Here is a 25,048-nt window from a genome sequence, read left to right on the forward strand (position 1 = left end):
CAGATTGTTATATTGGCATTTCATCCCAAGTGCGCCCATTCAATTCTCGGCCATTTGCTTTTTTAGCTCGTTTTTTTCCGTCGGCTCCCCAGCCGCCCCATTGTTTAAAAAAGAAAGCAACTCCTGAATTTGAGCATTGTAGGCGCACATTTTCAACCCAATCTATACTCATTGGTCTGGCTTTGCTGCCAGATTCGCCGCCAACAATAACCCAGTGGATATGGGTCAAATCAATTTCTCCAAGGTCTTCAAGTAAAGGTTCAACAGAGAGGAAGCGGATGCTGGCATTTATCCGGCGCAAATTATCTATTCTTGGTACGCCGTATTTTTTATCCTCCACAGTCACCCCCAACCAAGCATTTTTAGGCACTTGACGGTTTTTAAAGAACGCTTCCATTCTTTCTGCACGCTTGGTCAGAATTTGAAAAGTATGCCAATCTGCTTTCTCTACTACGGAAATAACGTCTTCTATAAATTCAAAGGGTATGTCTTCATGAAAAAGATCCGACATGGAGTTGACAAAATAAGTGGTCGGTATTTTTCGCTTTAATGGTTCTGTGAGACGCTCAGGGAGGATTTTAAGTTTAAAACCATCCTCATAACCGGGGGTTTTCATCGCTTTTAGACGACAGGCCATGGTTTCTGCGTAGCAGTTTTTACATCCCGGGGAAACTTTTGTGCAACCGACCGCAGGATTCCAAGTCCGTTCAGTCCATTCGATTTTACTGGTATTCGCCATGATTAAATATCCCGATTTACTACGGTATTACAAATTTAAACAATTGTAACACTGTACAAACAACAAAAGAAATATATGTTTATACTGGATAATTTCTTTTTTCTATTTTAAAATTATATCGTACGATATAAAAACAGGCAATTAGAATGACCGCCAAGCCAACCATTCAGATGTATAACTTCATCCAGGATGCCTATGATTTTTTCAACAGCCGCTTATTCGCCGGCCAACTGCCGTCATGCCTGTTAACATTGCAACGGGACAGCAATGTTATGGGTTACTTTTCCGGTGACAGGTGGCAGAAGGGAAAAGGTGAGGGCACTGTCCACGAGATTGCACTGAACCCTCAATACTTCATCACTCATCGGCCGCTGGAACTGATGCAGACGCTGGTGCATGAGATGGTACACCTGTGGCAGCACGAGTTTGGAAAGCCCAGTCACCGCACCTACCATAATAAGGAATGGGCGGACAAGATGGAATCTATTGGCCTGATGCCGAGTAGTACAGGCAAACCTGGCGGTAAGCGGACCGGGCAGAAAATGAGTGATTACCCAATTAAAAACGGTGCATTCTATTTTCAATGCGTTGCCTTTTCCAAGATGGGCTACCAGCTACCGTTTTACGACAGGCATGCGAAAACGGAATCCGCCCAGGTCCGGCATAATGAGTTGGAAAATCTGGCCTCTGTATTGGAGCAGGTCTTTGAGGAGATTTCAGCAGAAACTACGGCCATGGATGACAGCCAAGTTGATACACGATTGATTGAGCCATATACCGAGGAAGATCAACGCGCAGAGATTTCTCTCATGCAGCCGTTCTCGGAACAGTTCGATATTGATGTAGCCGTCTTAAGCGAGGCTCAGGAAAAAGAAGCAGCTTCCAAACGGAAAACAGTTTACTGTTGTCAGTCATGCGGCGATAAAGCATGGGGGAAACCATCACTTGATTTATGGTGTGGAAAATGCAAGGTGCCATTTGTCAAATTATCAGATGGTTATGATACTCAAACAGAAGATGGGCTATGTTGAAAGGCAGCAACTGAGGAGTTGGTGAGGAGAATGGGGAAAAAGCGGATGAGAAACATCATCCGCTTCGAGTTTGTCAGCACTACTATAATTTGTGCATCAGGGTATAAGGCGAGATAGGGGAGGCGGTGAAGCCGTTTTTTAAGTAGAACTGTCTGGCTTCTTCACTGATTGCATGTACCAGCAATCCCCTAGCCCCTAAATGCTGACTAATTTTGTAAGCCCTCAGAAACGCATCCCGCAACAGACTTTTACCCAATTCTTTTCCTTGAGCTCGAACATCAACTGCCAATCTGCCTAAAACAATCACCGGAATTGGTGAAGGCATATTTCTTCGGAATGAACCGATTGCCTCTTCGTGGGTTAGAGATCCAGCAGCCAGACAATAATAGCCCACGACACTACCCGCCTGGTTACACACTACAAATGTGCGGCTGGCATTACTGTTCTGATTTTTCAGCGCGCTTTTTACCAACCATTCATTCAAAGATGCAACGCCGCAATTGAAGCCGTCTAGGCAGTGCGTATCATTTAAAAGTTCGGGGGCTGTCAGCCTATCCATTACTTAGCGCTCCCAAACCGGTGTCATAGACATAAGCTTTTCAAAGCCATCATTCGGTTCGGTTGGCTGCTCGAGTAAATGAATAAACTGTTGGTATTCATCGGAGGTCAGGGAGAAAACGGTTTTATCCATTAAGGTATTTTCTGCTGCTGAGCAGGAAGCTTCCAATATAAACTCGGAACGCGTTTTTCCCAAAAGCGCAGCTGCTTGGTCGATCAAGTTTTTCTGTGCCTCTAAGGCTCTCAGATTGATAGGGGCAGTTTTTAACATCAGAGAATCCTTGTATTACATTTTATATACAATGTAACACAATGGGGATTTATTGGTCAAATTGAATCAGGAAACCATAACTGAAGGAACTGATTCTATTTTATATCGTACGATATAAATTTGTTTTGCTACTGTATTTTGACCATGGGTTATTTACAGGGATGATTTCGTCCATGTAAAATATAAAAACAGAAACTCAAAATCCACTGGCTTAAATGTAGGATTTAAAATACATGGATAGACAAAAAATTGCCCGAATTTATCTTCGGGTCAGTACCCAGCAGCAAAATTTAGAGCGGCAACGTGAAATCATCGAGGAAGCTAAGAAAAATGGTTTTTACATAGCCGGTGTCTATGAAGAGAAGGCAAGTGGGGTGAATGCCAGTCGGCCGGAGTTGAACAGGCTGATTGACGACCTTCAAGATGGCGATTGGGTAATTGCGGAAAAAATCGACCGCATCACCCGCTTACCACCCAGAGAAGCAGAGCTTCTGATTCATCGGATTACCGAAAAGGGTGCCAAGCTGCATGTACCGGATGTTTTTTCTTTCGGCAATATCGATGAACTGATGGGGCAAAGCGATTCCTTACCCAAATACCTCACCGAACCATTGATGGACGCTTTGCAGAAAATGTTTCTACGCATGGCACTTAGCATAGCCCATGAAGACTGGAAAACACGGCGGGGGCGGGCACAGCAGGGTATTGAGAGAGCCAGAAAAGACGGGCGGATGAAAGGGCGGCCGGCTGATAAGCAGCTTCACAAAAACATTATCCAGCTTACCTTACAAGGCGTGAGCATTACCGGTATTGCCTCTGCTTTGAATTGCAGCACCTCAACCGTCAGTAAAGTAAGACGGGCACACCGTGCCGCTCACCATTCGGGTAGTAAAGGGCAATTTGATATTTTTAAGAAAAGTACTCCATAGTAATAGGGTTACTTATTTGAGGTAAAGAAAAAAGGCCGTCTGAAAACTTGGGCGTGTTTTCAGACGGCCTTGCACTTGCAGTCCATAGAACGCGTGCGTGCCGCTACACATGGATTTTAAGTTTCATGCAGGCTACGGCTTGCTTACTTTCCGCTGCAAATTAATAACGATGAGAGTGAATATTTAATTAAGGTGATGACTTGCTACAATCTATGTGATTAAGAAAATTGCTTGGTACTTGCTTAGTAAGCCAAACATTATTTTTTGTCAGATAGAATTGAAATCCTTGCTTATACATTTCTTCTGCTTTGATTTCCAATATCACCACTTTCCCGTATCGCTTTCCCACTTCAGTGGCGACACTTAAATCGCTTGATAAATGCACATAATGACGATTTCCTGATATTAAGCCTTGTTGCAAAATAGAATCCAAAAATCGATTGGCGGTACCATGGTATAAAATTTCAGGTGGTTGTTTTTCGATATAGTCTATATCAACTTGTTTGGTTGAATGTCCTTGTTCCGCTCGAATTCTCATGCCGTCATCCGAGATCGTGAACCGCTTTTTATCATTTTGGCTCACTACCTCATACAGTAAATGTTTATCTATGATTTCACCGTGCTGTTCAGCTTTAGCTAATAATTCATCGATATCTACCCAGCCATTGATATCCAGAATCAATCCGATGGCTTCTGGTTGATGCCTTAAAATATAGCTTAAAAATTTACTGATTTGATTAATTGGTTTTTCCATATTCAATCCAATACTGAAAAATGCTAAATATCATTCTGCACTTTGGTATTCTTGGGCTTCTTGGAGTGCCTGTTTTAGCCATTCATTGAAATTAGGGACGCTACCTCTATCCTCCCAGCCTGGGCTTGCGAATGCGTGTACATAAAATACTATCGGATCATCGGTAGACTCTATGCTTGCATCAAAGCAGGCAATATCATCTGAATAATTCACCATAGCGAAAGGAACTAATTGCCTTTTAGGATATTGATTACGTATATCTTCTAACCATATATCAAATGCTCCTTCCCGAGTATGAAAAAACCACCATGGTGTTAAATCAACTGATTGACTATTTTTAATAAAATCAATAAACGAGCTAGGGAACTTAAATCCTTTTGGTAGTTTATCTGAAAATAGAAATTGTAAATTTAAAGAGTTACTCATTTGGATTTTCCTGTAATTTTAGGAGCTGTTGGTGTTCCTGATGGGTTGTTATTCCCAAATGATTTTGGGCGTTGATCACTTATTCTCTTGGTGATAGCCTCCCCCCAAGTTTTGGCATCACCAAATCGTCCAGATGTAATCATTCTATCTGGTAAAGGATCATTAAAGTTATGAACATTTGCTTTAACATTAATTCCCGCATCACGCGCAGCCCTGATACGAGTATTATCCATGCTCGTTAATTTATTGTCCGGCATTTTGATAATATCAACAGGCTCACCTTGCCATCCCTTGGTTTTCATACTTGACACCAAATCATCATAAGTAAAAGGCTTTCCTGTTGCTCTATCTATTTTGCTGTATGAAACAGTATTTTGTGAAAATCTAATTGTATTTGGATTGATTGATGTCGTAGGAATGGAATCGGGAATTTTTACCGTATTCTTAACAACTCGTACAGTCTGAGCCAATTTCCCCGTTTGCAATGATTTTTGCACCAATGCCGCTGTTCCGCCACTAATGATAATTGCAGAGGCATTTGCACCAATCGTTGCATTCATTTCAGCTTTCATACGAGCAGCTAAAGGAATATCGGTAATCAGTGCATTATTGTACAGAGTATTCCATTCTTGATAAGAGAGCACAATATTTTTGTATGTTTGTTTCGGATTCGTTACCGCCTCATACAACGATGCTGCTGAATCAACAGGATGTCGGATAGTATCCCATGTGTCAACGATAATCTCTTTTCCTGCCTTGAGCATCGCAGTTAATTGATATTTCTCGTATTCACGTATGAATTCGGCTGCTTTTTGTTTGTCTCCTGAATAAATTTTTCCAGCATAATTTCTAATGGAGCGTTCATCAGGGGTGTATCCATCCAATCTGAAATTATCGTTATTCTCGGCTGTATTCTGCGCTGTCAAGCTGCCCGCTACTGCATCCGAACCATTACCCGAAGCCGCACCAACCGCCGCACCAAATACCGCTGTCAGCGAGCTGATGGTGGCCTTTTCTTCGGCGCTTAAATCTTTTGATTCTTTATTGTACAAACTACGCGACAGAGTGGGGGCGATCAACTCGGCACCGCCGGATGCTAGGCCGGAGAGCAGGGCGTTGCTGCCACCTGCTGCGCCGGTAAGAATACCGTTGAGGGTATGCAGAGCGATGTGCTCTTTACTACCTTCGGTTGGGCGGTTACCGCCGTCGAGTTGGTTTGAGACTTCGTTTTCTTTGAAATACTGGCCGATTCGGTAGGATACGGCTGGTCTGGCCGCTGCTGCGGTGATGCCTAACGCGCTGTCGGTCGGGGTCATCAATGCAGTGGCGATGCTGCTAATGCCAACATTCAAATATTGCAGGTTTTGCAGTTTATTGCGGTATTCGGCTTCACTGATTTCACCAACTTCTTTTTCTGCTTTAAGGCGGTCGATTTGTTGGCCAATTTCGCCTTTTATTTGGCTGACATTGCGGCTGAAATCCTGACTCACATTCCGCTGCAAATCAATCTCGTTTTGAACCTTCTCTTTGTCAAACGCATTGTTCAGACGGCCTGAGTTGGCTTCGGCGGTTTCGCTGCGGGTGGCGGTGTATGCCGCTTTTGCCTGTGTGCCGTCGCTATCGTTACCGATAACGATATTACGCGTACTGATGCCGCTCTTGGTGACGCTGCTTTGTTTGCCGCCGTCGCTGCCGTAGCCGAGGGTGCTGCCGATGCTGTTTTTACCGGCAACGTTTTGAATATGGCTGCCGGCTTCGGGCGCTTTTTGCCCCAGTGTCTGACCGCTGAGCGTAGCCGATACGCCGATGCCGAAACCGTCGGCGTCATAGCGGCTGTGGTTGTGAATGTCGCTTTGGTTGAGGGTGGCCGTCTGAAAGCGGTTTTTGCCGTTTTGCTCGGCGGCTTCGGAAGAAGTAATCATACCGCCTTTTAAGTCGGTATGGTTTTTCACATTCACTTGGAAGCCGTCGTCGCCGGCGAAGAGGCCGGATTGTTCGGTAACGCTGAGGTGGTCGGCGTTGGTTTTGCTTCGGTTGTAATCGGCACTCGCGGATGCGCCGTAACCGACGGTGACCGAGCCGCTGATGTTTTGTTGGCGGCTGCGGTAAACGGCGCTGTCTTGTACGCTTTCGATATTGAGGTTTCGGGCAGTGAGGGCGATGCCTTTGCCGCTGACCTGTGCGCCTTTCAGGGTGGTGTCGACGCTGCTTTGGATCACGGTATGGCCGTCGGCATCGCCGATGCGGCTGTGGCGGTGGGTCACGTCATCACCGTTGCCGTAACCTTTGCCGCGGTTGCCGCCGACGGTAAAGCCGACAGCCGGTTTGCCGCTTTGCAATGCGACGGCTACCCCGGCATTCCAGCCGCTGCTGCGGTTGTCGCTGCGTTCGCTGTGGTGTTGTTCGGCCGATTGCAACACGATGTCTTGGGCGCGCAGCAGGGTACCTTCTTTACCGGCCACGTCGGAGCCGGTGATGTTCAGACGGCCTTCGTCGGCCATCAGGCTGACTTGGCCGCCGCCGATGACTTGGCTGCCTTGGGCGGTGGTGCCTTCGGTATGGCTTTGGTCGGTGTTTTTTTGTTGGCCGTAGGTAAAGGAGACGCTGATGTTGGCGGCGTCGGCGGCGGATTTCAAATCGCCGTCGGATAGGGCGGCGGCGGTGTCCGACAAACCTTTCAGGTTGGCCGGGTGGCTTTCTTTGGCCAACAACTGACGTGTCTGCCATGCGGTATTGGCCGCGGCCATAGCGTTGACGCGGTCGTTTTTGCTTTGGCCGACGGTTTTGGCGGCCGCCACCGCGCTTTGTACGGCCTGAACGACGGGGACGTTCACCGCTACGGTCAGCCCTTTTTGTTCGAAGGTATGTTGGTAGTCGGTGGCGTAAGTATCCTGCGCCGCTTCGATGTCGATGTTGCGCGCACGAATCAATACGTCGCCTTCGGGCGCGGAGACGGTCGAGCCGGTTTGGCGGTAGTTTTGTGCGGCGGAAATGACGGTGTCGCCGGTTAAACTGCCGACGGTCGAACCGTGATTCACCAACGTTCGGCTGCCGCTGTCGGCGGCGTCTTTTTTGCTGCCGATCGTGAAACCGATGCCGCCCGAGCCCATCAGGCCGGATTTTTTGGTTTGGTGGAATTCGCTGTCGTGATAGCTGCTTTGTGCGGCGGTGATGTCGGCATCATTGCCTGCCGTCAATAGCGTGAGGCCGTCTGAAACCACGTTACTGCCGCGGACGGTTAAATCGTTATCGGCTGCAATCAGCACTTGGGCGCCGCTGATTTCGCTGCCAACGGCCTCGTCATGCCGGCGGCGGTATTGGTCGAGGCTGGATTTTTTGGAAGCAAAACCGCGAGATTTGCTGTAAACCGATTCGTCCAAATCCAATGTTTGGCGGCCTTCGGTGATGCTGACGTTGCGGCCGTAGAGGGAAACGCTGCCTTCATCGCTGGCGATGCTGCCTTGGCGGATGCTTAAATCATCTTTGGCCGAAATCAGGATATCGCCCGCCGCGCTGATGGTGGTACCGGCTTCAGAAGTTTGGGTAACGTGGCGGTGGTTGCGGTCGCTCAATTCTCCCCGTTTACTGTGTGACTCGAGCTTGGCGGTGCCTAAATCGATGCGGCCGTCTGAAACGATTTGGGTTTGGCCCTTGGCCGCTTCGTTGCGCAGGTTGGCCGCCACAAAGTTGATGCTTTCGTTGGCTTTGAGGCTTAAGAGGCCGTCTGAAGCGTTGTTGACATACAAACCGGCCACACGGTCGATTTGGGTTTGACCGTTGCGCTCATCTCCACCGGTGACGGTGGTGGAGGCAACGCGAATGCGGTCGGCTTCAACGGCAAGGAGCGTGTCGGCTTCAACGGTGCCGCCTTCGATGTTCACGTCTTGGCCGCGTAAGCGTACTTTACCGCCTTGAACCACACCGCTGTTGGTGATGTCGGTAACGGCCAAATCAACGATTTTGCGTCCGGCCAGCGTACCGCTGTTGATGATGCTGCCCGTGCCGTCCATCGCCAGCTTGTCGGCACTGATTAAGCCGCCGTGGGCGTTGATGTCGCCGGGTTTGACGGTGAGGTAGACTTTGGGTGCCAACACATCCACCGTGCTGCCGTCGATTAAGGTGAGGGTTTGTGTTTCCAACCAGACGATGTCGCTGGTCAAACGGGCGATTTGTTCGGCGGAAAGGCGGATACCCGGCGTGAGCTGCTGCTCGCGGGCAAAGGTGATGCCGGCTTCCATCAGGGCTTTGAACTGCTCTTCGTCGTTGCTGTAGCCGTCGAGGCGGCGGTAGCCGGTTAAGCGGGCGACTTGCTCGTTCACCAGTTTTTGCTCGTAATAGCCGTCGCCCAGGCGTTTGTGCAGGGTGTCGTCGGGGTTGAGGGCGCCCAGCATGCATACAAGGTATCGGACGTTTACTTTTATGAAAATGCCGTCTGAAAAAATCTTATCAATTTTTCAGACGGCATTAATTTCAAATCCATAGAACGCGTGGATTTTAGGTTTTATGCAGGCTACAGCTTGCTACGCCCCGAATAGGATATTGATGCAGGCTACGGCTTACTGTAATACTCCCATATATCTTTCAAATACAAATATTCGTCTGTATTTTCATCATAGTCATTTACCCCATAATAGAAGAATATATTTTCTGCCGTTTTATGAGAACATTTTAAACATTGATATATGAAATCGTATTCTCCACAAAATAAATGATATAGATTATTTTGATTTTTAAAATACAAAAAATCTAAATTATCATTGGTTAAGATAACATATTTATCACTATTATTAAAGTCGCTATAAAAAATATTATTTTGATTATTTTCTATAATTTTTATAGAAATATCACCATTAAATTCAAATGTATATTCTAAATATTTATTGACATGAAGAGAATGTATAGCATTTGACATCCATTCAGATTCTATTAGCGTTAGATTATTAGGAACAGGTACTGCGATCCAATTTTTATTATTAATAAATTCTTTAGATATAGACCAATTAGAATTTAAAAATAGGGAAAAAAATCTTCTTTTGAGCCAATTTTTTTTAATGAATTCAACATTTCAATCCTTTCGGTTAATATCGTATCTTAATTACTTTATTTGATGTCTTGCTGTTAATTTGTAAAGTCGGACTACCGTTCGAACTCCCGGGGCGAACAGTTACCGTTCTACCATCAGGTAATGTGCCTATTCTACCTTGACCATATTGAGTATTTATTTGTCTAATATTTTGTAAACGCAAACTATCAAAATCATTTTGAGCCTGTTTCCATGCTCTATCATTAGTTCTATTAGGAATATTCCTTTCATATTGGGTTCAGCTGTTTCTATTGGATAATTTATTAGACCTTTCCAGTATTTTTTCTAGGTCAGAATCTTGATTCCTATTATTACCTTCATCATCAGGCGGCATAGGTGCACCCGTCGCAGCCTGACTTACTTGCTGCTGCGGCTTCGGCTGGGCTTTTTTATCGCCTTTCTGCGCATTCTGAATGGCTGCAAATATCGCTTCTTGTTCTGCCTGAGCCTGTTTCCGCTGTTCTGCCAGCGTTTCGGCAACTTTATCCAATACACTGCCGCAGTTTTTATCAAACAGACAGCCTAAGGCTGCAATTCCTGCACCACCTACGACTTTGCCTACTTGTGCCGTATTATTGTGTTCCGTTACTGCCTGCCCGATAAGGCCGTCTGAAACGGCATTGCGGTAATCACCCGTAGCCGCACCAAAGCCGCTGCCCAGCAAACCCGTAATATTGGCCAATGCCGCTTTCTGCTCTTCATTGAGTTTGGCCGGGTCTTTTTGGTTGAACAGTCAATTGGAAATCACCGGAGCCGCTGCTTCGGCACTGCCTGCGGATAGTGCGGCGGCAGCGGTATTATTTCCTGTAGCATAGGCAACGGCGGCATTCCAAACCATATGTGCCGCCAAATGCGCGGGCGTACCTTGTCGGTCTTTACCGGTTTCGGGGTCGAGTTTTTTGAAATAATCGCCGATTTCGCGGCTGACGGCAGGAGTGGCTGCGGCCAAGAGTGAACCACCCAAGCTGTCGCTCGGAGTGGCCAGCCCCATACTGACGGTATCAGTGAGCAATTTTAACGTATCGTATTTGGCAAGTTGCTTTTCATATTCTTCATTGCTGATGAATCCGGCTTCTTTACGGGCATCCAAATCGGCAATATGGCGGTTGAGTTCGGATTTTACCTCCTGTACATTGCGGCTGAAATCCTGACTCACATTCCGCTGCAAATCAATCTCGTTTTGAACCTTCTCTTTATCAAACACATTGTTCAGACGGCCTGAGTTGGCTTCGGCGGTTTCGCTGCGGGTGGCGGTGTAAACCGATGCTGCCTGTGTGCCGTCGGTGTCGTTGCCGATGACGATGTTGCGCGTTCCGATGCCGCTCTTGGTGAAGCTGCTTTGGCTGTCGCCGTCGCTGCCGTAGCCGAGGGTGCTGCCGATGCTGTTTTTACCGGCAACGGTTTGGAGGCGGCTGTCGGCGGCAGGGGCTTTTTGCCCCAGCGTTTGGCCGCTGAGGCTGCCCGATACGCCGATGCCGAAACCGTCGGCATCATAGCGGCTGTGGTTGCGAATGTCGCTTTGGTTGAGGGTGTCCGTCTGAAAGCGGTTGCGGTTGTTTTGTTCGGCGGCTTCGGATGAGGTGATGATACCGCCTTTTAAGTCGGTATGGTTTTTCACATTCACTTGGAAGCCGTCGTCGCCGGCAAAGAGGCCGGATTGTTCGATAACGCTGGCATGGTCGGCATTGGTGTTGCTTTTGCCGTAGCTACCGCCGGCTGATGCGCCGTAGCCGACGGTAATCTGGCCGCTGAGATTTTGCCGGCGGCTGCGGTAAACGGCGGTATCCTGTACGCTTTCGATGTTGAGGTTTTGGGTGGTAAGGGCGATGCCTTTGCCGCTGACCTGCGCGCCTTTGAGGGTGGTGTCGCCGCCGCTTTGGATGACGGTGTGACTACCGGCGTCGCCGATATGGGTATGGCGGTGGGTCACGTCGTCGCCGTTGCCGTAACCTTTGCCGTAGTTGCCGCCGCCGGTAAAGCCGAAGGCAAGGCCGTTTTGACCGTAGCTGACGGCAACCCCGGCATTCCAGCCGCTGCTGCGGTTGTCGCTGCGTTCGCTGTGGTGTTGTTCGGCCGATTGCAGCAAGATGTCTTGGGCGCGCAGCAGGGTACCTTCTTTACCGGCCACGTCGGAACCGGTGATGTTCAGACGGCCTTCGTCCGCCATCAGGCTGACTTGGCCGCCGCCGATGACTTGGCTGGCTTGGGCGGTGGTGCCTTCGGTATGGCTTTGGTTGTTGGCTGCTTCGTTGCGCAGGTTGGCGGAGGTGAGATAATAAAATGCCGTCTGAAAAATTGACAAGATTTTTTCAGACGGCATTAATTTCAAATCCATAGAACGCGTGCGTGCCGGGGCACACACCCTACCTGTGGATTTTAGGTTTCATGCGGGCTACGGCTTGCTAGACATTGTATTTGTTATTCCAATATCAGCTTCATACCATATTCTTCCACCTTTTGAAGGTAAAATATTAGTTGCATTTGCGAAAATATCTCCTCCTAATTGTCCACCTGGTACAGTATTATTTAGAGCTTTACCAGGTTTCCAACCTTTTTTCATAGCAAGCGTAGGTTGGGTTGAAAACCCAACAAGACCTTATACTTTTAAGTCATGTTGGGTCATGACCCAACCTACGCTTGCTTTAATGAATAGTTCTGTATTCTCCATTTATCTTTCTATACATAGCACCAATATAAATTTCCCTTGTGTAAATATAAAAAAGATTATTATCTATATCTATAGATATTTTAAATATATTTTCTTCTATTTTACATATTGAAAAGTATAAATTGTTTATTTTTTTTTCTAATAATATTTGAATATCGCCTGAATATTTTATATCAATTGCTATTAGAGAAATCATAAATAAGTCATCTCTAAAGGGACCATCTTGATTCTCTACTAAAGGGAGCGATAAGCTCATAGTGAGATCACCACCCTCTTCTAAATAAAAATTGCCATCCTCAACGAAAATTGGATAATCAAAAAGATTTTTCCAGCTATTTTTTAATATAAATTGCCATTTTTTATTTATCCTTATTGGAATACCATTAAAAAACTTAAACTCACTCAATATGTTTGTTTGCATTATTTTGTCCTTTTATATGGAATATGGTCTGGAACGTTACGATTCTTAGGATAGCTTATTGGCTCACCATATTGACTACGAGATAGAGAGTTGGAAACTAAACTAGCTTCAGCTTGGCTTTCCCAAATAGTAGGGTTGATTTTCATTTCCTTAGAATAATGACGAACATTCCAATGTGCAGGCTGGGATGAGTTGGTGTCAATTAAATTTCCACTATCCGTTACCAGATACATATGCCCCAAATGATGTCTTTGAAGTACAACATATTCACCTTTAGTATTTTGATAAAGATATTCAACAGCACGATCATTTATATTACGAGCTGGATCCCTATAAGTTACAAATCTCACAGCCAACGGCTTATCATTTTTCAAAATATGCCCAGACCTTTTAGCTTCATTAAATGCCGCTTTTTCAGATTGAGAAGCATTGTTCAACCTAGATACAGCATAGGACATATTCTTTCTGCTCGCCTCTAAGTCAACAACGGAATTACCATTTCTATCCAATATTCTTACCAAAGGTACTCGATAGCCCAATCGCTCCAATTGCTGCTGTGTCTCAAGTAATTTCTCGTATTGTAATTCCCTACTTAATTGTGCCCATGATTGTTTAATGTCGCTGAGATTTCCTGTCAACAAACTAAATAATTCATCTGTAGCATCCGCAGTCAGTTCAATCCGTTGTTGTCTTCGGACATGTCTCGCTGCTGCTGTGTTATTCTCCACTGCCGTCTGCGCAGCCTGCCCGCCGGCTACCCAGTCCGATCCCGAGCCGCCTGCAGCCGCACCTACCGCCACTCCGCCCAAGCTCAGGATGCTCGAAACCGTCTGCTTCTGCTCGGCGGTTAATTTACTGCCGTCTTTCTCGCCATACAGCCATCGGCTTACATACGGCGCGGCGGCTTCTGCGCCTCCTGCGCTGATTGCGGCGGTGAGGGCGTTGTGGTCTCCGGCTGCTGAAGTGGCCGCAGCGATGACGCCGTGGGCCACTGCGCGGGCGGTTTCTTGTGCGGCGGTTAATTGGCCGTCTGAATTTTGAGCGGCTACGCCTTTAAAGTATTGGCCGATTTGGTAGGCGGCGGCAGGGCTGGCGGTGGCGGCGGCGATACCCAATGCGCTGTCGGTCGGTGCGCTCAAACCTGTGGCCACGGCAGCTAGGGCTACGCCGCCTTTTTGCCAATCGTCGGCTTTTTGATGGTGCTCGTTGGCGGTTTGTACGGCTTCGCGGTAGGTGGCCAAATCGCCGTTTTGCAATGCTTGGGCGGCTTCGTTTTCTGCTGCTTTGGCCAATTCTTTATGATTGTCAACTTTGCGGTTGATTTCGGTTCTGGCTTCCTGCACATTTCTGCTGAAATCCTGACTCACACTGCGCTGCAAATCAATCTCGTTCTGAACCTTCTCTTTATCAAACACATTGTTCAGACGGCCTGAGTTGGCTTCGGCGGTTTCGCTGCGGGTGGCGGTGTAAACCGATGCTGCCTGTGTGCCGTCGGTGTCGTTGCCGATGACGATGTTGCGCGTTCCGATGCCGCTCTTGGTGAAGCTGCTTTGGCTGTCGCCGTCGCTGCCGTAGCCGAGGGTGCTGCCGATGCTGTTTTTACCGGCAACGTTTTGAATATGGCTGCCGGCTTCGGGCGCTTTTTGCCCCAGTGTCTGACCGCTGAGCGTAGCCGATACGCCGATGCCGAAACCGTCGGCGTCATAGCGGCTGTGGTTGTGAATGTCGCTTTGGTTGAGGGTGGCCGTCTGAAAGCGGTTTTTGCCGTTTTGCTCGGCGGCTTCGGAAGAAGTAATCATACCGCCTTTTAAGTCGGTATGGTTTTTCACATTCACTTGGAAGCCGTCGTCGCCGGCGAAGAGGCCGGATTGTTCGGTAACGCTGAGGTGGTCGGCGTTGGTTTTGCTTCGGTTGTAATCGGCACTCGCGGATGCGCCGTAACCGACGGTGACCGAGCCGCTGATGTTTTGTTGGCGGCTGCGGTAAACGGCGCTGTCTTGTACGCTTTCGATATTGAGGTTTCGGGCAGTGAGGGCGATGCCTTTGCCGCTGACCTGTGCGCCTTTCAGGGTGGTGTCGACGCTGCTTTGGATCACGGTATGGCCGTCGGCATCGCCGATGCGGCTGTGGCGGTGGGTCACGTCATCACCGTTGCCGTAACCTTTGCCGCGGTTGCCGCCGACGGTAAAGCCGACAGCCGGTTTGCCGCTTTGCAATGCGACGGCTACCCCGGCATTCCAGCCGCTGCTGCGGTTGTCGCTGCGTTCGCTGTGGTGTTGTTCGGCCGATTGCAACACGATGTCTTGGGCGCGCAGCAGGGTACCTTCTTTACCGGCCACGTCGGAGCCGGTGATGTTCAGACGGCCTTCGTCGGCCATCAGGCTGACTTGGCCGCCGCCGATGACTTGGCTGCCTTGGGCGGTGGTGCCTTCGGTATGGCTTTGGTCGGTGTTTTTTTGTTGGCCGTAGGTAAAGGAGACGCTGATGTTGGCGGCGTCGGCGGCGGATTTCAAATCGCCGTCGGATAGGGCGGCGGCGGTGTCCGACAAACCTTTCAGGTTGGCCGGGTGGCTTTCTTTGGCCAACAACTGACGTGTCTGCCATGCGGTATTGGCCGCGGCCATAGCGTTGACGCGGTCGTTTTTGCTTTGGCCGACGGTTTTGGCGGCCGCCACCGCGCTTTGTACGGCCTGAACGACGGGGACGTTCACCGCTACGGTCAGCCCTTTTTGTTCGAAGGTATGTTGGTAGTCGGTGGCGTAAGTATCCTGCGCCGCTTCGATGTCGATGTTGCGCGCACGAATCAATACGTCGCCTTCGGGCGCGGAGACGGTCGAGCCGGTTTGGCGGTAGTTTTGTGCGGCGGAAATGACGGTGTCGCCGGTTAAACTGCCGACGGTCGAACCGTGATTCACCAACGTTCGGCTGCCGCTGTCGGCGGCGTCTTTTTTGCTGCCGATCGTGAAACCGATGCCGCCCGAGCCCATCAGGCCGGATTTTTTGGTTTGGTGGAATTCGCTGTCGTGATAGCTGCTTTGTGCGGCGGTGATGTCGGCATCATTGCCTGCCGTCAATAGCGTGAGGCCGTCTGAAACCACGTTACTGCCGCGGACGGTTAAATCGTTATCGGCTGCAATCAGCACTTGGGCGCCGCTGATTTCGCTGCCAACGGCCTCGTCATGCCGGCGGCGGTATTGGTCGAGGCTGGATTTTTTGGAAGCAAAACCGCGAGATTTGCTGTAAACCGATTCGTCCAAATCCAATGTTTGGCGGCCTTCGGTGATGCTGACGTTGCGGCCGTAGAGGGAAACGCTGCCTTCATCGCTGGCGATGCTGCCTTGGCGGATGCTTAAATCATCTTTGGCCGAAATCAGGATATCGCCCGCCGCGCTGATGGTGGTACCGGCTTCAGAAGTTTGGGTAACGTGGCGGTGGTTGCGGTCGCTCAATTCTCCCCGTTTACTGTGTGACTCGAGCTTGGCGGTGCCTAAATCGATGCGGCCGTCTGAAACGATTTGGGTTTGGCCCTTGGCCGCTTCGTTGCGCAGGTTGGCCGCCACAAAGTTGATGCTTTCGTTGGCTTTGAGGCTTAAGAGGCCGTCTGAAGCGTTGTTGACATACAAACCGGCCACACGGTCGATTTGGGTTTGACCGTTGCGCTCATCTCCACCGGTGACGGTGGTGGAGGCAACGCGAATGCGGTCGGCTTCAACGGCAAGGAGCGTGTCGGCTTCAACGGTGCCGCCTTCGATGTTCACGTCTTGGCCGCGTAAGCGTACTTTACCGCCTTGAACCACACCGCTGTTGGTGATGTCGGTAACGGCCAAATCAACGATTTTGCGTCCGGCCAGCGTACCGCTGTTGATGATGCTGCCCGTGCCGTCCATCGCCAGCTTGTCGGCACTGATTAAGCCGCCGTGGGCGTTGATGTCGCCGGGTTTGACGGTGAGGTAGACTTTGGGTGCCAACACATCCACCGTGCTGCCGTCGATTAAGGTGAGGGTTTGTGTTTCCAACCAGACGATGTCGCTGGTCAAACGGGCGATTTGTTCGGCGGAAAGGCGGATACCCGGCGTGAGCTGCTGCTCGCGGGCAAAGGTGATGCCGGCTTCCATCAGGGCTTTGAACTGCTCTTCGTCGTTGCTGTAGCCGTCGAGGCGGCGGTAGCCGGTTAAGCGGGCGACTTGCTCGTTCACCAGTTTTTGCTCGTAATAGCCGTCGCCCAGGCGTTTGTGCATGCTGCTTGGGTCGAGTTTGAGGGCGTTGAGCATATAATCGCTGCCCAGCCATTGTTTGTAGTTGGTAAAGGCAGGATCGGTTTCGACCAGATACGACGGATTAGCCGGGTTGACGGCATACAGGCTGGATGTGGGCAGCTTGGTATCGGTGTTGAGGGTTTTAATGGGCGCAGGGGTGCTGCCACCGTGGGTAACGGTGGTTGGGTTTGGAGTGGCGGTTTCCGTCAGGCTTTGAGGTTTGGCCAGTGAGGCATTTTCCTGATATTTAAGAGCCGGATTATCTAAATCGTGACTGAAGGTGCTTACAGGGTTATACGCGGTATGCTCTCGTTCTACGCGACGTGGCCGGCGTTTTTTGTCATACCAACGCTTTTCCCATGTAGAAAGGTGTTGCCGTCCGACGGTTTCTACTCGGCCTTGCCCTTTTGTGCCTTGATTGTTGATGTTTTCCTCTAGGCCGTCTGAATCCAAATTACCGTCAATCAATATGCGGCTGTCTGAGTTCAGCCAGCGGCTGCCCACAGCAGTCAGATTGCCGCCAACCAGAATTTCCGCTGGTTTGCTTGTTTTAATCCGCTGACGATATGTTTTGGTATGGTAATCCCATACATTCCAATGTTCGGCTTCAACTTGGCTGCCATCCGGGAAATGAAAGCCGGCGGTCTTTTGGTCTTTTTCACCGCGCGAATTATCAAACGTCCCATCCCTGCCTTCACGATAACGGACAGCCTCTCCCTCTGGTGCGTATTCTTTGATTTGCTCGCTGGTTTCCGCCAGATATTCTTCCAATTCGAAGTGTTTGTTCGGGTTTTCCAGAGTTTTCGCTGCGATTCGTGCATTCCCACCGGCTTCAATCGTAGCACTGGCATTCACCAAACGGTCGGCCATGCCTTGCGCCTGATGCTGCTCATCCAAGCTGCCGCCGATGCTCAGGCTGCCTTCGCTGTTCAGCTTGGCATGCTCCTGATTCACAATCTCCTTCGCCCCCACGGCCAAATGCTCGCGCGCGGCAATGGTGGCGGCTTTGGTTTCGCCATTGGCCGTTTCTTCTTTATTTACCAGTTTGCCTGCTTCAACGCCCACCCAGTCACCATACACGCGGCCGGTACCGATGTTCAATACGGTATCGCCCGCTTCTAAAAGCGTTAAGCCGTTGCTGTTGATTAGACCACGGTTGGTAATATTGTCGGCTTTAAGACGGGTATCACTGCCGGATTGGATGACACCGGTAGAGGTATGGTTGATGTTTTCAGCTTCCAAGAGTACAAAGCGGCCGCCTTCCAGCGTGTAGCTGTTGTTGAGGTCGCCTTCGCTGCTGATGTGCAAACCTTGTCCGGCGCGGATGTCTTGTTCGGCGGTAAAGCTGTCTTTGAGCTTGAGCGACAGGTTTTGATTGGCGGCCAGCGTGCCTTGCTTGGCGAGTGTTTGGGCTTGGATATCGAGGTTTTGCCCAGCCAGGATTTCGCCCGAGGCGTTGTTCAGCGTTAAGGTTTGCTGATTGCCGTCGTGGATGCGGATGTTTTTGGCGGAACCGATCAGGCCGCTTTGGTTGTTGAGGCCGTCTGAAACCTTGAGTTCGGTCATTTCATCGCTGCGGATTTTGCCTGAGGTATTGTCCAGACGGACAGCTTCGGCTTTCAGACGGCCTGTATCGATTTGGCCGTTTGGATTGAGCAGGGAAGCGGCTTTGATATCGGCTTCCTGGTTAACGGTGAGTTGGCCGTTGCTATTGTCTAAGGTTTGGACGGCCGCAGCCAAGCTGCCCCCGGATTGCAGGCTCCCTTCGCGGTTATCGGTGGTTTGGTTGCGGATGGCGAGGGTTTCGGTGGTGGTGAGTTTACCTTGGCGGTTGTCCAATGTTTGCGCGGTAATCTCGGCTTGGCGGGTGATGATTTCGCCTTCGCGGTTGTCCAGCAATGCGCCTTGGGCATTGAGCTTGCCCAAATGCAGTTTGCCGCTGTTGGCCAGGCTGTTTTGCGTGCTTAATTCGATGCCGTCGTTGGCGGTAAGGTTGCCGCTGTTGTCCAGGCCGTCTGAAACTTTTAAACGGCCTTGGGCAAGATTGAGTGGCGCGGCTGCGGTTTGGCTTTGACTTTGGGTAGAACCCGCGCCGGTTGCGGTGGTCGGCGCGGCGGGTGCAGCAGGGGAGGCTTTGCTGCCCTTGCCGGAAGCATGGTCTTGCTCGGCATAACCGATTAAACCGCTGTTGTTCAATTTGTCGGCTTCAATAGTGAGGCTTTGCAAGCCGGTTTGCGCCATATTGCCGCTGTTGTTCAGACGGCCGGTTTCGATGTCGAAACGGGCAGCCTGCAGGGTTTGGCTGTTGTCGAGGTTTTGCGTGCGGATATTCAGTTCGTCGGATGAGGTGATCAGACCGCTGTTGCTGACTTTCGGGCTTTGAATCGCGGTTTTGCCTTGAGATGATACGCTGCCGCTGTTAATAAAGTCGGCCGCGTTTATTGAAACTGCCGAACCTTGCCCGCTTGGGGTTTGACCGCTAGCGACAATGCTGCCGCTGTTGCCGATTTTGCCGTCGGCACTCAGGGTCACGCCGCCAGCCGTGGCAAAGGCTTGGCCGGCATGATGAATGGCCGAGCCTTTGTCGGTAGAAACCAGCGTAATTTTGTTGGCATACATGCCGCCCAGTTGTGCGGTGTCGATGGCCACAGCAGGAGCAGGGCGGCCGTCTGAAACTTGGGTGTGGCTGCCGTCCGCCGCCACATCGTTGCTGCCCGATACCACGCTTAAATCTTTTGCCCATACACCGGCATTGATTTGCGCGGCACGAGCCAAAATGCGGGTGTAGTCGGCACTTGAAGTGTCCAAACCGCCGCCGTTGACGGCGATATTGCCGTCACGCACTTGGAAGCCGGTGAGATTGCCATTGTCAAACAACGGCTTACCCGTGGTGAGCGTTACCCCCGACGCATTGATAAAACCTGCGCCGTTTACCTGAATACCGGCAGGATTGGCCAATACCACATCGGCACGACGACCCGCCACTTCCACATAACCGTTCAGCAGCGACGGATTGACGCTGTTGACCTGATTCACAATCACCTTGGCTTCGCCGCGCGCCAGCCACGGATTACCCTGTATCCAACCGGCCTGCTGCGTCTGCACATTGCTGCGGCTGTTGTTCAAGATGGCACCGCGTTTGTCCACGTCGAATTGGCGGTATTGGTTGACCGACACACCGCCTGCGGTCGGGGTTTGGATGTTGACTTGCGGCAGCCCATTGGCCGTCTGTAAAACGGTGGGTTGTTGGCTCAAAGGCGCGGACTTGTCCGCCGAAATCCCTGCGGCATAGGCCGGTACCATCACGGCCGAACCGACCGCCAGCAACACCGAAAACGCCGCCGTGTGCATTTGAAACTTGGCAGCACCTTGCGAGAGGCCGTCTGAAACAGCCGCTTCGCTGTCTTGCACGTTTTTACCGTCGCGGGTGGTGTTTTCGGCAACGGCCATCATCATGCCGCGCTTTTTATTGAAGATAACTTTGTAGCAGGTTTTGTTCATGGCGGATTCCTATGAAGCAAGAATACCCCCATGCCTTCGGTTTTCAGACGGCATGAGGGTAGGGATGGGATTAGAAACTGTAATTCAGATTGATGCCGACAGTCGTGTTGGCAGTACGGAAATGTTCGGGCTTTTTAATGGGTTTACCCACGAAAACGTCATAGAAGAACTGTCCGCCCGCCTTAACCTGACCGCGTGCACCTACGGCTGCACCGGTCAAACTTTGCCCCAGTAAATATTCGGCAGAACGGCCGGAAACATGGCCGGTATCCATCCTCAGATAAAACTGATGATTAGGTTGATAGTGCCAAGACAAATCATTGCGCCAATACCAGCCGCGCTCGGCGGATAAGGTCGTTTCGCCGTCAAAACCACGAACGGTATAACGGTTGCCGATAGAAATTTTGTCCAAAGGTGTCAATGGCGTTTTATTCCATTGCGCATGAAGATTACTGTCGAACGTAAGATTCTGTTTGCCTAACTGAAACGGCAGATTGACACCGGCATCGGCAGTGAGGATTTTCATGCGGGATGTGCCTTCACCAAAGGCTTCTTCGGGCGCAGACAGGCTGTTGTTCCGCCCCGTGCCACGCTTGTAACCCAAGCCCAAGTTCAGTGTGGCTTGGCCGATGTATTCCTTATGGTTTAAATTGGCAGACCAACCGGCCGTGCGGCGGCGTTGCACTTCGATTTCCGCATCATTGATAAAGCTTTGCGTTTCACGTTGCCACAATTTGAATGCAGCGTGGGTTTTACGGCGGGCATCACGGTAAAGCAGGCGGCTCACGCCAACATCGCTGTTCCAGCTTTTACCGTTGTAGTCATATATCTCCGAATCACCAGCCACCGCCTGATGATAACGGTAGTAGCTGTGGTTCCAAGACCATAACCATTTGCCGAACGGTACTGAATAATGGAAGGCATACCCATTGGTTCCACCTTTAACCGTATGACCGTCTGAATCCGTTTCTGCCGACCGCGTACCCAAATCATGGCTATACGAGGCATAAAACAAATCACTCAGACCAAACGGATTATCGGCAGAGAAAGTCGCATTGCCTTGATAACGACCGGTGGCTTTGCTGCCTGAATTATCAAAACCCAAAGTAAAACGATAAGGTAGGGTACGTTGCCGCCACTGCACCACCACATCAGTGACATTCGGCGTTTCAGACGGCACAATTTGAATATCTGCCTCAGCCGTCGGAATACGCTTGAGGTTTTCCAAACCCTGTTCCAAATCACGCAGATTCAACAGGCCGTCTGAAGCAGAAGGAAATTCGTTTTGAAATGCGGTAATCCGACCGACATGGGTTGCTGCGGCATGGCTTTCATCAAAACGGATGCGGCCGATCTTGCCCGCCATAACCGTCAAGACCAGCTTGCCGCTGTTCAAGTCCTGCGGTGCCGCCAAAATACGCGTGGAGGTGTAACCGCGCTCGATAATTGCATTTTGCGCCAAAGTCATGATGTGGTTAATGCCTTGTGCACCCAAACACATCCCGGGCTTGAAACCGGATTGTTTGATGGCTTTATTCAGTGCAAATTGGAATTTGTTTGCAGAATCGCCAACCAAAGAAATATCGTGAACGGTGAAACAGGGCAATTCGTTTTGAGGAAGCAGCAATGAGGAAACGGCTTCTGCGGTTCGGTCTAAGCGCACATCCGGGGCAGACTGCATTTGCTGCTCAAGTTGGCGGAGACGTTGCTGCTCCTGCCGGGCTTGTTCTTGCTGAATCAGACCTGCTTGTCGTTCATCAGCCAGAGCCGGCATAGCCGTAGTTGCCAGCAAAGCGAACGGCAACATCAATGAACGGCAGCTTGAAGAAAAGTGAAAGGCGGACATGCTTGGAACCTGTAAGGTGTTTGACTGAGCCATGTTATTGGAATAGGGTAAAGAAAAGCAAAGTTCATACAACCAAAGGTCAATTATTTGGATAGTCGGCCACTTCAATTAGTAATTGACTTGTTATTTTATATAATATAATCAATATTATATTTGAAATTCACCTTAAATTTAGGGCCGAGTGAATGAATTGCGCGATAGCAGGGGAAATCCACACTATTTCAGTCAAAATAGATATTGTTGTTGCATAAAAAACGGCTGCCGAAGCAGCCGTTGGGGTTTAGCGTTTACCGCACAGAATCAACAAGTCTTCCAGGTATTTCATCAGGTACTGCTTTTCCACCGGCCAATGGCGGTCGGTGTCAAAGGAATACCACGAACCTGTCCAATCGTTGATAAACCAAGCGGTTGTCCAAAAGTTATTGCTGTGGCGGGCGCTGTTGATTTCCAGCTTGTCTTGTCGGATTTTGCCGCCATAGCTTGGAGAGTGAATCAGAATCGGGATGGTAACGCTGCCTAAAACATCGGCGTAGCGGCTGCGGACGGCCAAGGCCAGCATCAGCCGCTCGGCATCGATCTCGATATCTGCTTCAGCTACTGGCACATCCTCATCACTGCAATGAAACGTGCTATCTGCGTCACGGGTTTCAGGCAAATCCAGACGAAGCATAATGCGCCGGTCGTAGATATTGCTGCAAAGGTAAAACTTCAGTTCGGATTCATACATACGTTGCTCCTTCAGATACAAAGAGACGGATGTATGCCCTGACGGGATACACCCGTCGGGTGGGTTGCTTTTCAGACAGCCTTATTCGTCATCATCTTCATCATCTTCGTATTCGTAGCCGAACACTTCGATGGCAAACTGACGGATATTGCGGCCGCTGTCCGACACCTGCTCGTCAATCAGGACAGCGCCTTCATTACGATACCGCCCGGCTACGCCGTTGCTCTCCTCGAGATAGATGGCTTCAAAGTCCAGCGTGGGAAAGTCTTCGACAAGTGCACGGTAAAAACCTTCCGGCGGGCACCATGCGGATTCAAAGGATACGGTCAGCTTACCCGGAGCCGGTGATACCCGGCAATAGAAGGCTTCGCGGCCGACTCCCCAATGCTTGGTTCGCCACGTATAAGCACTCATCTCTCCGAACGCCTGCTGACAAGCTCGGGCGGATTCGAATACGTCGCGCTGATAGTCGTAGCGTTCGGCTAACTCAGAATCGGCATTCAGACGGCCTAGCAAATCATCTGCCGTCATTTCCTGCCAGCCGGGAAAGTCTTCGGCCAACTTTTCAGCCAAAAGACGTGTCGGGCCGGTGCGGTCAGGCTTCAGAGCTTCGGGTAACAATGTATCCGGTTCTGCCCGGGCCAGTATGATCATCAGCAGATTGAGTGCATGGTAATCGAGTTTGGCCAAAGTTTCAGGAACCGGCAAAAGGCCGTTGAAATCCAGAATCAGGCCGTCGCCTTTGTCTGGGTGGTTTTCGTGATTCTCACGCACAATCAGTGCGGTGAGGCGGTCGATTTCCGGCTGTGTGCCGGTCACGGTAAAGCTATTGGAACACCAATTAGGCATAACAGAATCCTTAAAAAAAACAGGAGCAGTATGCCCCCCTGAGGGGCAGACCGCCCCTCAGGGTTACAGGTTAAACAAATGCGGTGAGTTACTCGTCATCATCGTCATCAAACGTCCAACCGAAGTGCTCCGCTGCGAAAGCTTTAAAATCGCCATCTTCACAAGGGAAGTCCTCCAGCAGGCCGTCTGAAGCGACGAAGGTGCCTGCAAAGCCGCCGCCTTCGTCGATGTAGCGCACCACCATTTCAACATTCGAAAAAGCATCGGCCAGAGTTTCAAACAGCGGTTCCGGCGGCGACCACGCTGTATCGAAAGCAACGGAAAACGAAGTATCCGACCATTCGTTGAGGTACTGATGGTAGGCATTCCACTTGGTTCCCCAGTGGCGGTTGCACCATTCATACCAGGTCGGCCAGGCATGCACGGCAATGTTGCGCTGAATCTGCTCCAGATAAGGCCGGTTGAGGCCGATTTTCTCGAGTGAACCAGGGGTGGACAGTACCCGCTCTTTCAGACGGCCGACCGTATCGGTCTGCCAATCCACAAGCGTTTCAAAGTGCTGTTTCAGTCTCGATGCGAGCCAGATCTTGCTGAATGCTTCATCAGACAAAAGCCAGTCGTCTTTCATCGTCAGCCAGTCTTCGGCACTGGATGACATCGAACCGTGCTCGATGTCCATACCTTCCGGCTGGGGCAGGAGGGTGTTGAAATCGACCACCATATCCGGCAGCTCAGGGCTGCTTTTTTGGTCGGGAATGCCGGCTCGGAACCACGCGGCTTTCAATTCGGCTACTGCTTCGGCCGGACCGTTTACGGTCATGATGTTGGTAACATGGTTAGGCATGATATTGCTCCATAAAAAAGGAGCCGGACACCCCTGACGGGGCATCGCGACCCCGTCGGGTTAAAAACAGGCTTGCGCCCGGTTGGATAAAGTTACCGTCGGCAAAACCGGCGCACATTTCAGGTAACAAGTGCTTTTTGAAACA

Annotated in this window: 17 protein-coding genes; 2 read left to right on the forward strand and 15 right to left on the reverse strand. The window is 50.2% G+C overall.

Annotation, left to right across the window (positions count from 1 at the left end; translation table 11 throughout):
* Nucleotides 1-7: 7 nt before the first annotated feature.
* Nucleotides 8-739, reverse strand: coding sequence for a DUF5131 family protein (locus GJV52_RS12610; RefSeq protein WP_100562701.1), 732 nt, complete (start codon nt 737-739; stop codon nt 8-10).
* 146 nt (nt 740-885) lie between these two features.
* Here GJV52_RS12610 and GJV52_RS12615 point away from each other — a divergent pair, with 146 nt between their 5' ends.
* Entirely contained in the window at nt 886-1,770 is an 885-nt protein-coding gene (locus GJV52_RS12615; RefSeq protein ID WP_100562699.1) for a SprT-like domain-containing protein, read from the forward strand.
* An 82-nt stretch (nt 1,771-1,852) separates the two neighbouring features.
* On the opposite strand, the gene GJV52_RS12620 is transcribed toward GJV52_RS12615, so the two are convergent.
* Together GJV52_RS12620 and GJV52_RS12625 are read right to left on the reverse strand one after the other, a co-directional pair.
* Nucleotides 1,853-2,329, reverse strand: a complete 477-nt coding sequence (locus tag GJV52_RS12620; RefSeq protein WP_198511389.1) for a GNAT family N-acetyltransferase — start codon at nt 2,327-2,329, stop codon at nt 1,853-1,855.
* A gap of 3 nt (nt 2,330-2,332) precedes the next feature.
* Entirely contained in the window at nt 2,333-2,599 is a 267-nt protein-coding gene (locus GJV52_RS12625; protein ID WP_100562697.1) for a type II toxin-antitoxin system TacA family antitoxin, read from the reverse strand.
* A gap of 233 nt (nt 2,600-2,832) precedes the next feature.
* Here GJV52_RS12625 and GJV52_RS12630 point away from each other — a divergent pair, with 233 nt between their 5' ends.
* Nucleotides 2,833-3,528, forward strand: a complete 696-nt coding sequence (locus GJV52_RS12630; protein WP_100562695.1) for a recombinase family protein — start codon at nt 2,833-2,835, stop codon at nt 3,526-3,528.
* A gap of 187 nt (nt 3,529-3,715) precedes the next feature.
* On the opposite strand, the gene GJV52_RS12635 is transcribed toward GJV52_RS12630, so the two are convergent.
* From GJV52_RS12635 to GJV52_RS12695, 12 genes are all read right to left on the reverse strand, one after another.
* Nucleotides 3,716-4,282, reverse strand: a complete 567-nt coding sequence (locus GJV52_RS12635; protein ID WP_154212912.1) for an RNA 2'-phosphotransferase — start codon at nt 4,280-4,282, stop codon at nt 3,716-3,718.
* A gap of 30 nt (nt 4,283-4,312) precedes the next feature.
* Entirely contained in the window at nt 4,313-4,708 is a 396-nt protein-coding gene (locus GJV52_RS12640; RefSeq protein WP_100562691.1) for an SMI1/KNR4 family protein, read from the reverse strand.
* On the reverse strand, nt 4,705-9,099 hold the full coding sequence (locus GJV52_RS12645; protein ID WP_154212913.1) for a hemagglutinin repeat-containing protein: 4,395 nt from the start codon (nt 9,097-9,099) through the stop codon (nt 4,705-4,707). Before GJV52_RS12645 ends, GJV52_RS12640 begins: the two co-directional genes overlap by 4 nt.
* Before the next feature lie 930 nt (nt 9,100-10,029).
* A complete protein-coding gene (locus GJV52_RS12655) occupies nt 10,030-10,473 on the reverse strand; it encodes a hypothetical protein (RefSeq protein WP_100564626.1) in 444 nt (147 codons plus the stop codon).
* Nucleotides 10,474-10,524: 51 nt separating this feature from the next.
* Nucleotides 10,525-12,126, reverse strand: a complete 1,602-nt coding sequence (locus GJV52_RS12660; protein WP_154212914.1) for a hemagglutinin repeat-containing protein — start codon at nt 12,124-12,126, stop codon at nt 10,525-10,527.
* A gap of 57 nt (nt 12,127-12,183) precedes the next feature.
* Complete coding sequence (locus tag GJV52_RS12665) at nt 12,184-12,351, reverse strand: ribonuclease domain-containing protein (protein WP_100564618.1); 168 nt, start codon at nt 12,349-12,351, stop codon at nt 12,184-12,186.
* An 82-nt stretch (nt 12,352-12,433) separates the two neighbouring features.
* The gene (locus GJV52_RS12670) at nt 12,434-12,880 is read right to left on the reverse strand and encodes a hypothetical protein (RefSeq protein ID WP_100564616.1); all 447 of its coding nucleotides are present in this window, start codon (nt 12,878-12,880) and stop codon (nt 12,434-12,436) included.
* Nucleotides 12,880-20,637: a two-partner secretion domain-containing protein gene (locus GJV52_RS12675; RefSeq protein WP_154212915.1), complete on the reverse strand. Its 7,758-nt coding sequence runs from the start codon at nt 20,635-20,637 to the stop codon at nt 12,880-12,882. Before GJV52_RS12675 ends, GJV52_RS12670 begins: the two co-directional genes overlap by 1 nt.
* Before the next feature lie 70 nt (nt 20,638-20,707).
* Nucleotides 20,708-22,483, reverse strand: coding sequence for a ShlB/FhaC/HecB family hemolysin secretion/activation protein (locus GJV52_RS12680; RefSeq protein ID WP_100562687.1), 1,776 nt, complete (start codon nt 22,481-22,483; stop codon nt 20,708-20,710).
* 280 nt (nt 22,484-22,763) lie between these two features.
* On the reverse strand, nt 22,764-23,210 hold the full coding sequence (locus GJV52_RS12685; protein WP_100562684.1) for a hypothetical protein: 447 nt from the start codon (nt 23,208-23,210) through the stop codon (nt 22,764-22,766).
* Between the two features lie 81 nt (nt 23,211-23,291).
* Complete coding sequence (locus tag GJV52_RS12690; protein WP_100562682.1) at nt 23,292-24,059, reverse strand: DUF1281 family ferredoxin-like fold protein; 768 nt, start codon at nt 24,057-24,059, stop codon at nt 23,292-23,294.
* A gap of 88 nt (nt 24,060-24,147) precedes the next feature.
* Nucleotides 24,148-24,903: a DUF1281 family ferredoxin-like fold protein gene (locus GJV52_RS12695; RefSeq protein WP_154212916.1), complete on the reverse strand. Its 756-nt coding sequence runs from the start codon at nt 24,901-24,903 to the stop codon at nt 24,148-24,150.
* Between the last annotated feature and the right edge of the window lie 145 nt (nt 24,904-25,048).

Source organism: Neisseria brasiliensis (assembly GCF_009671065.1).
Classification (GTDB): Bacteria; Pseudomonadota; Gammaproteobacteria; order Burkholderiales; family Neisseriaceae; genus Neisseria; species Neisseria brasiliensis.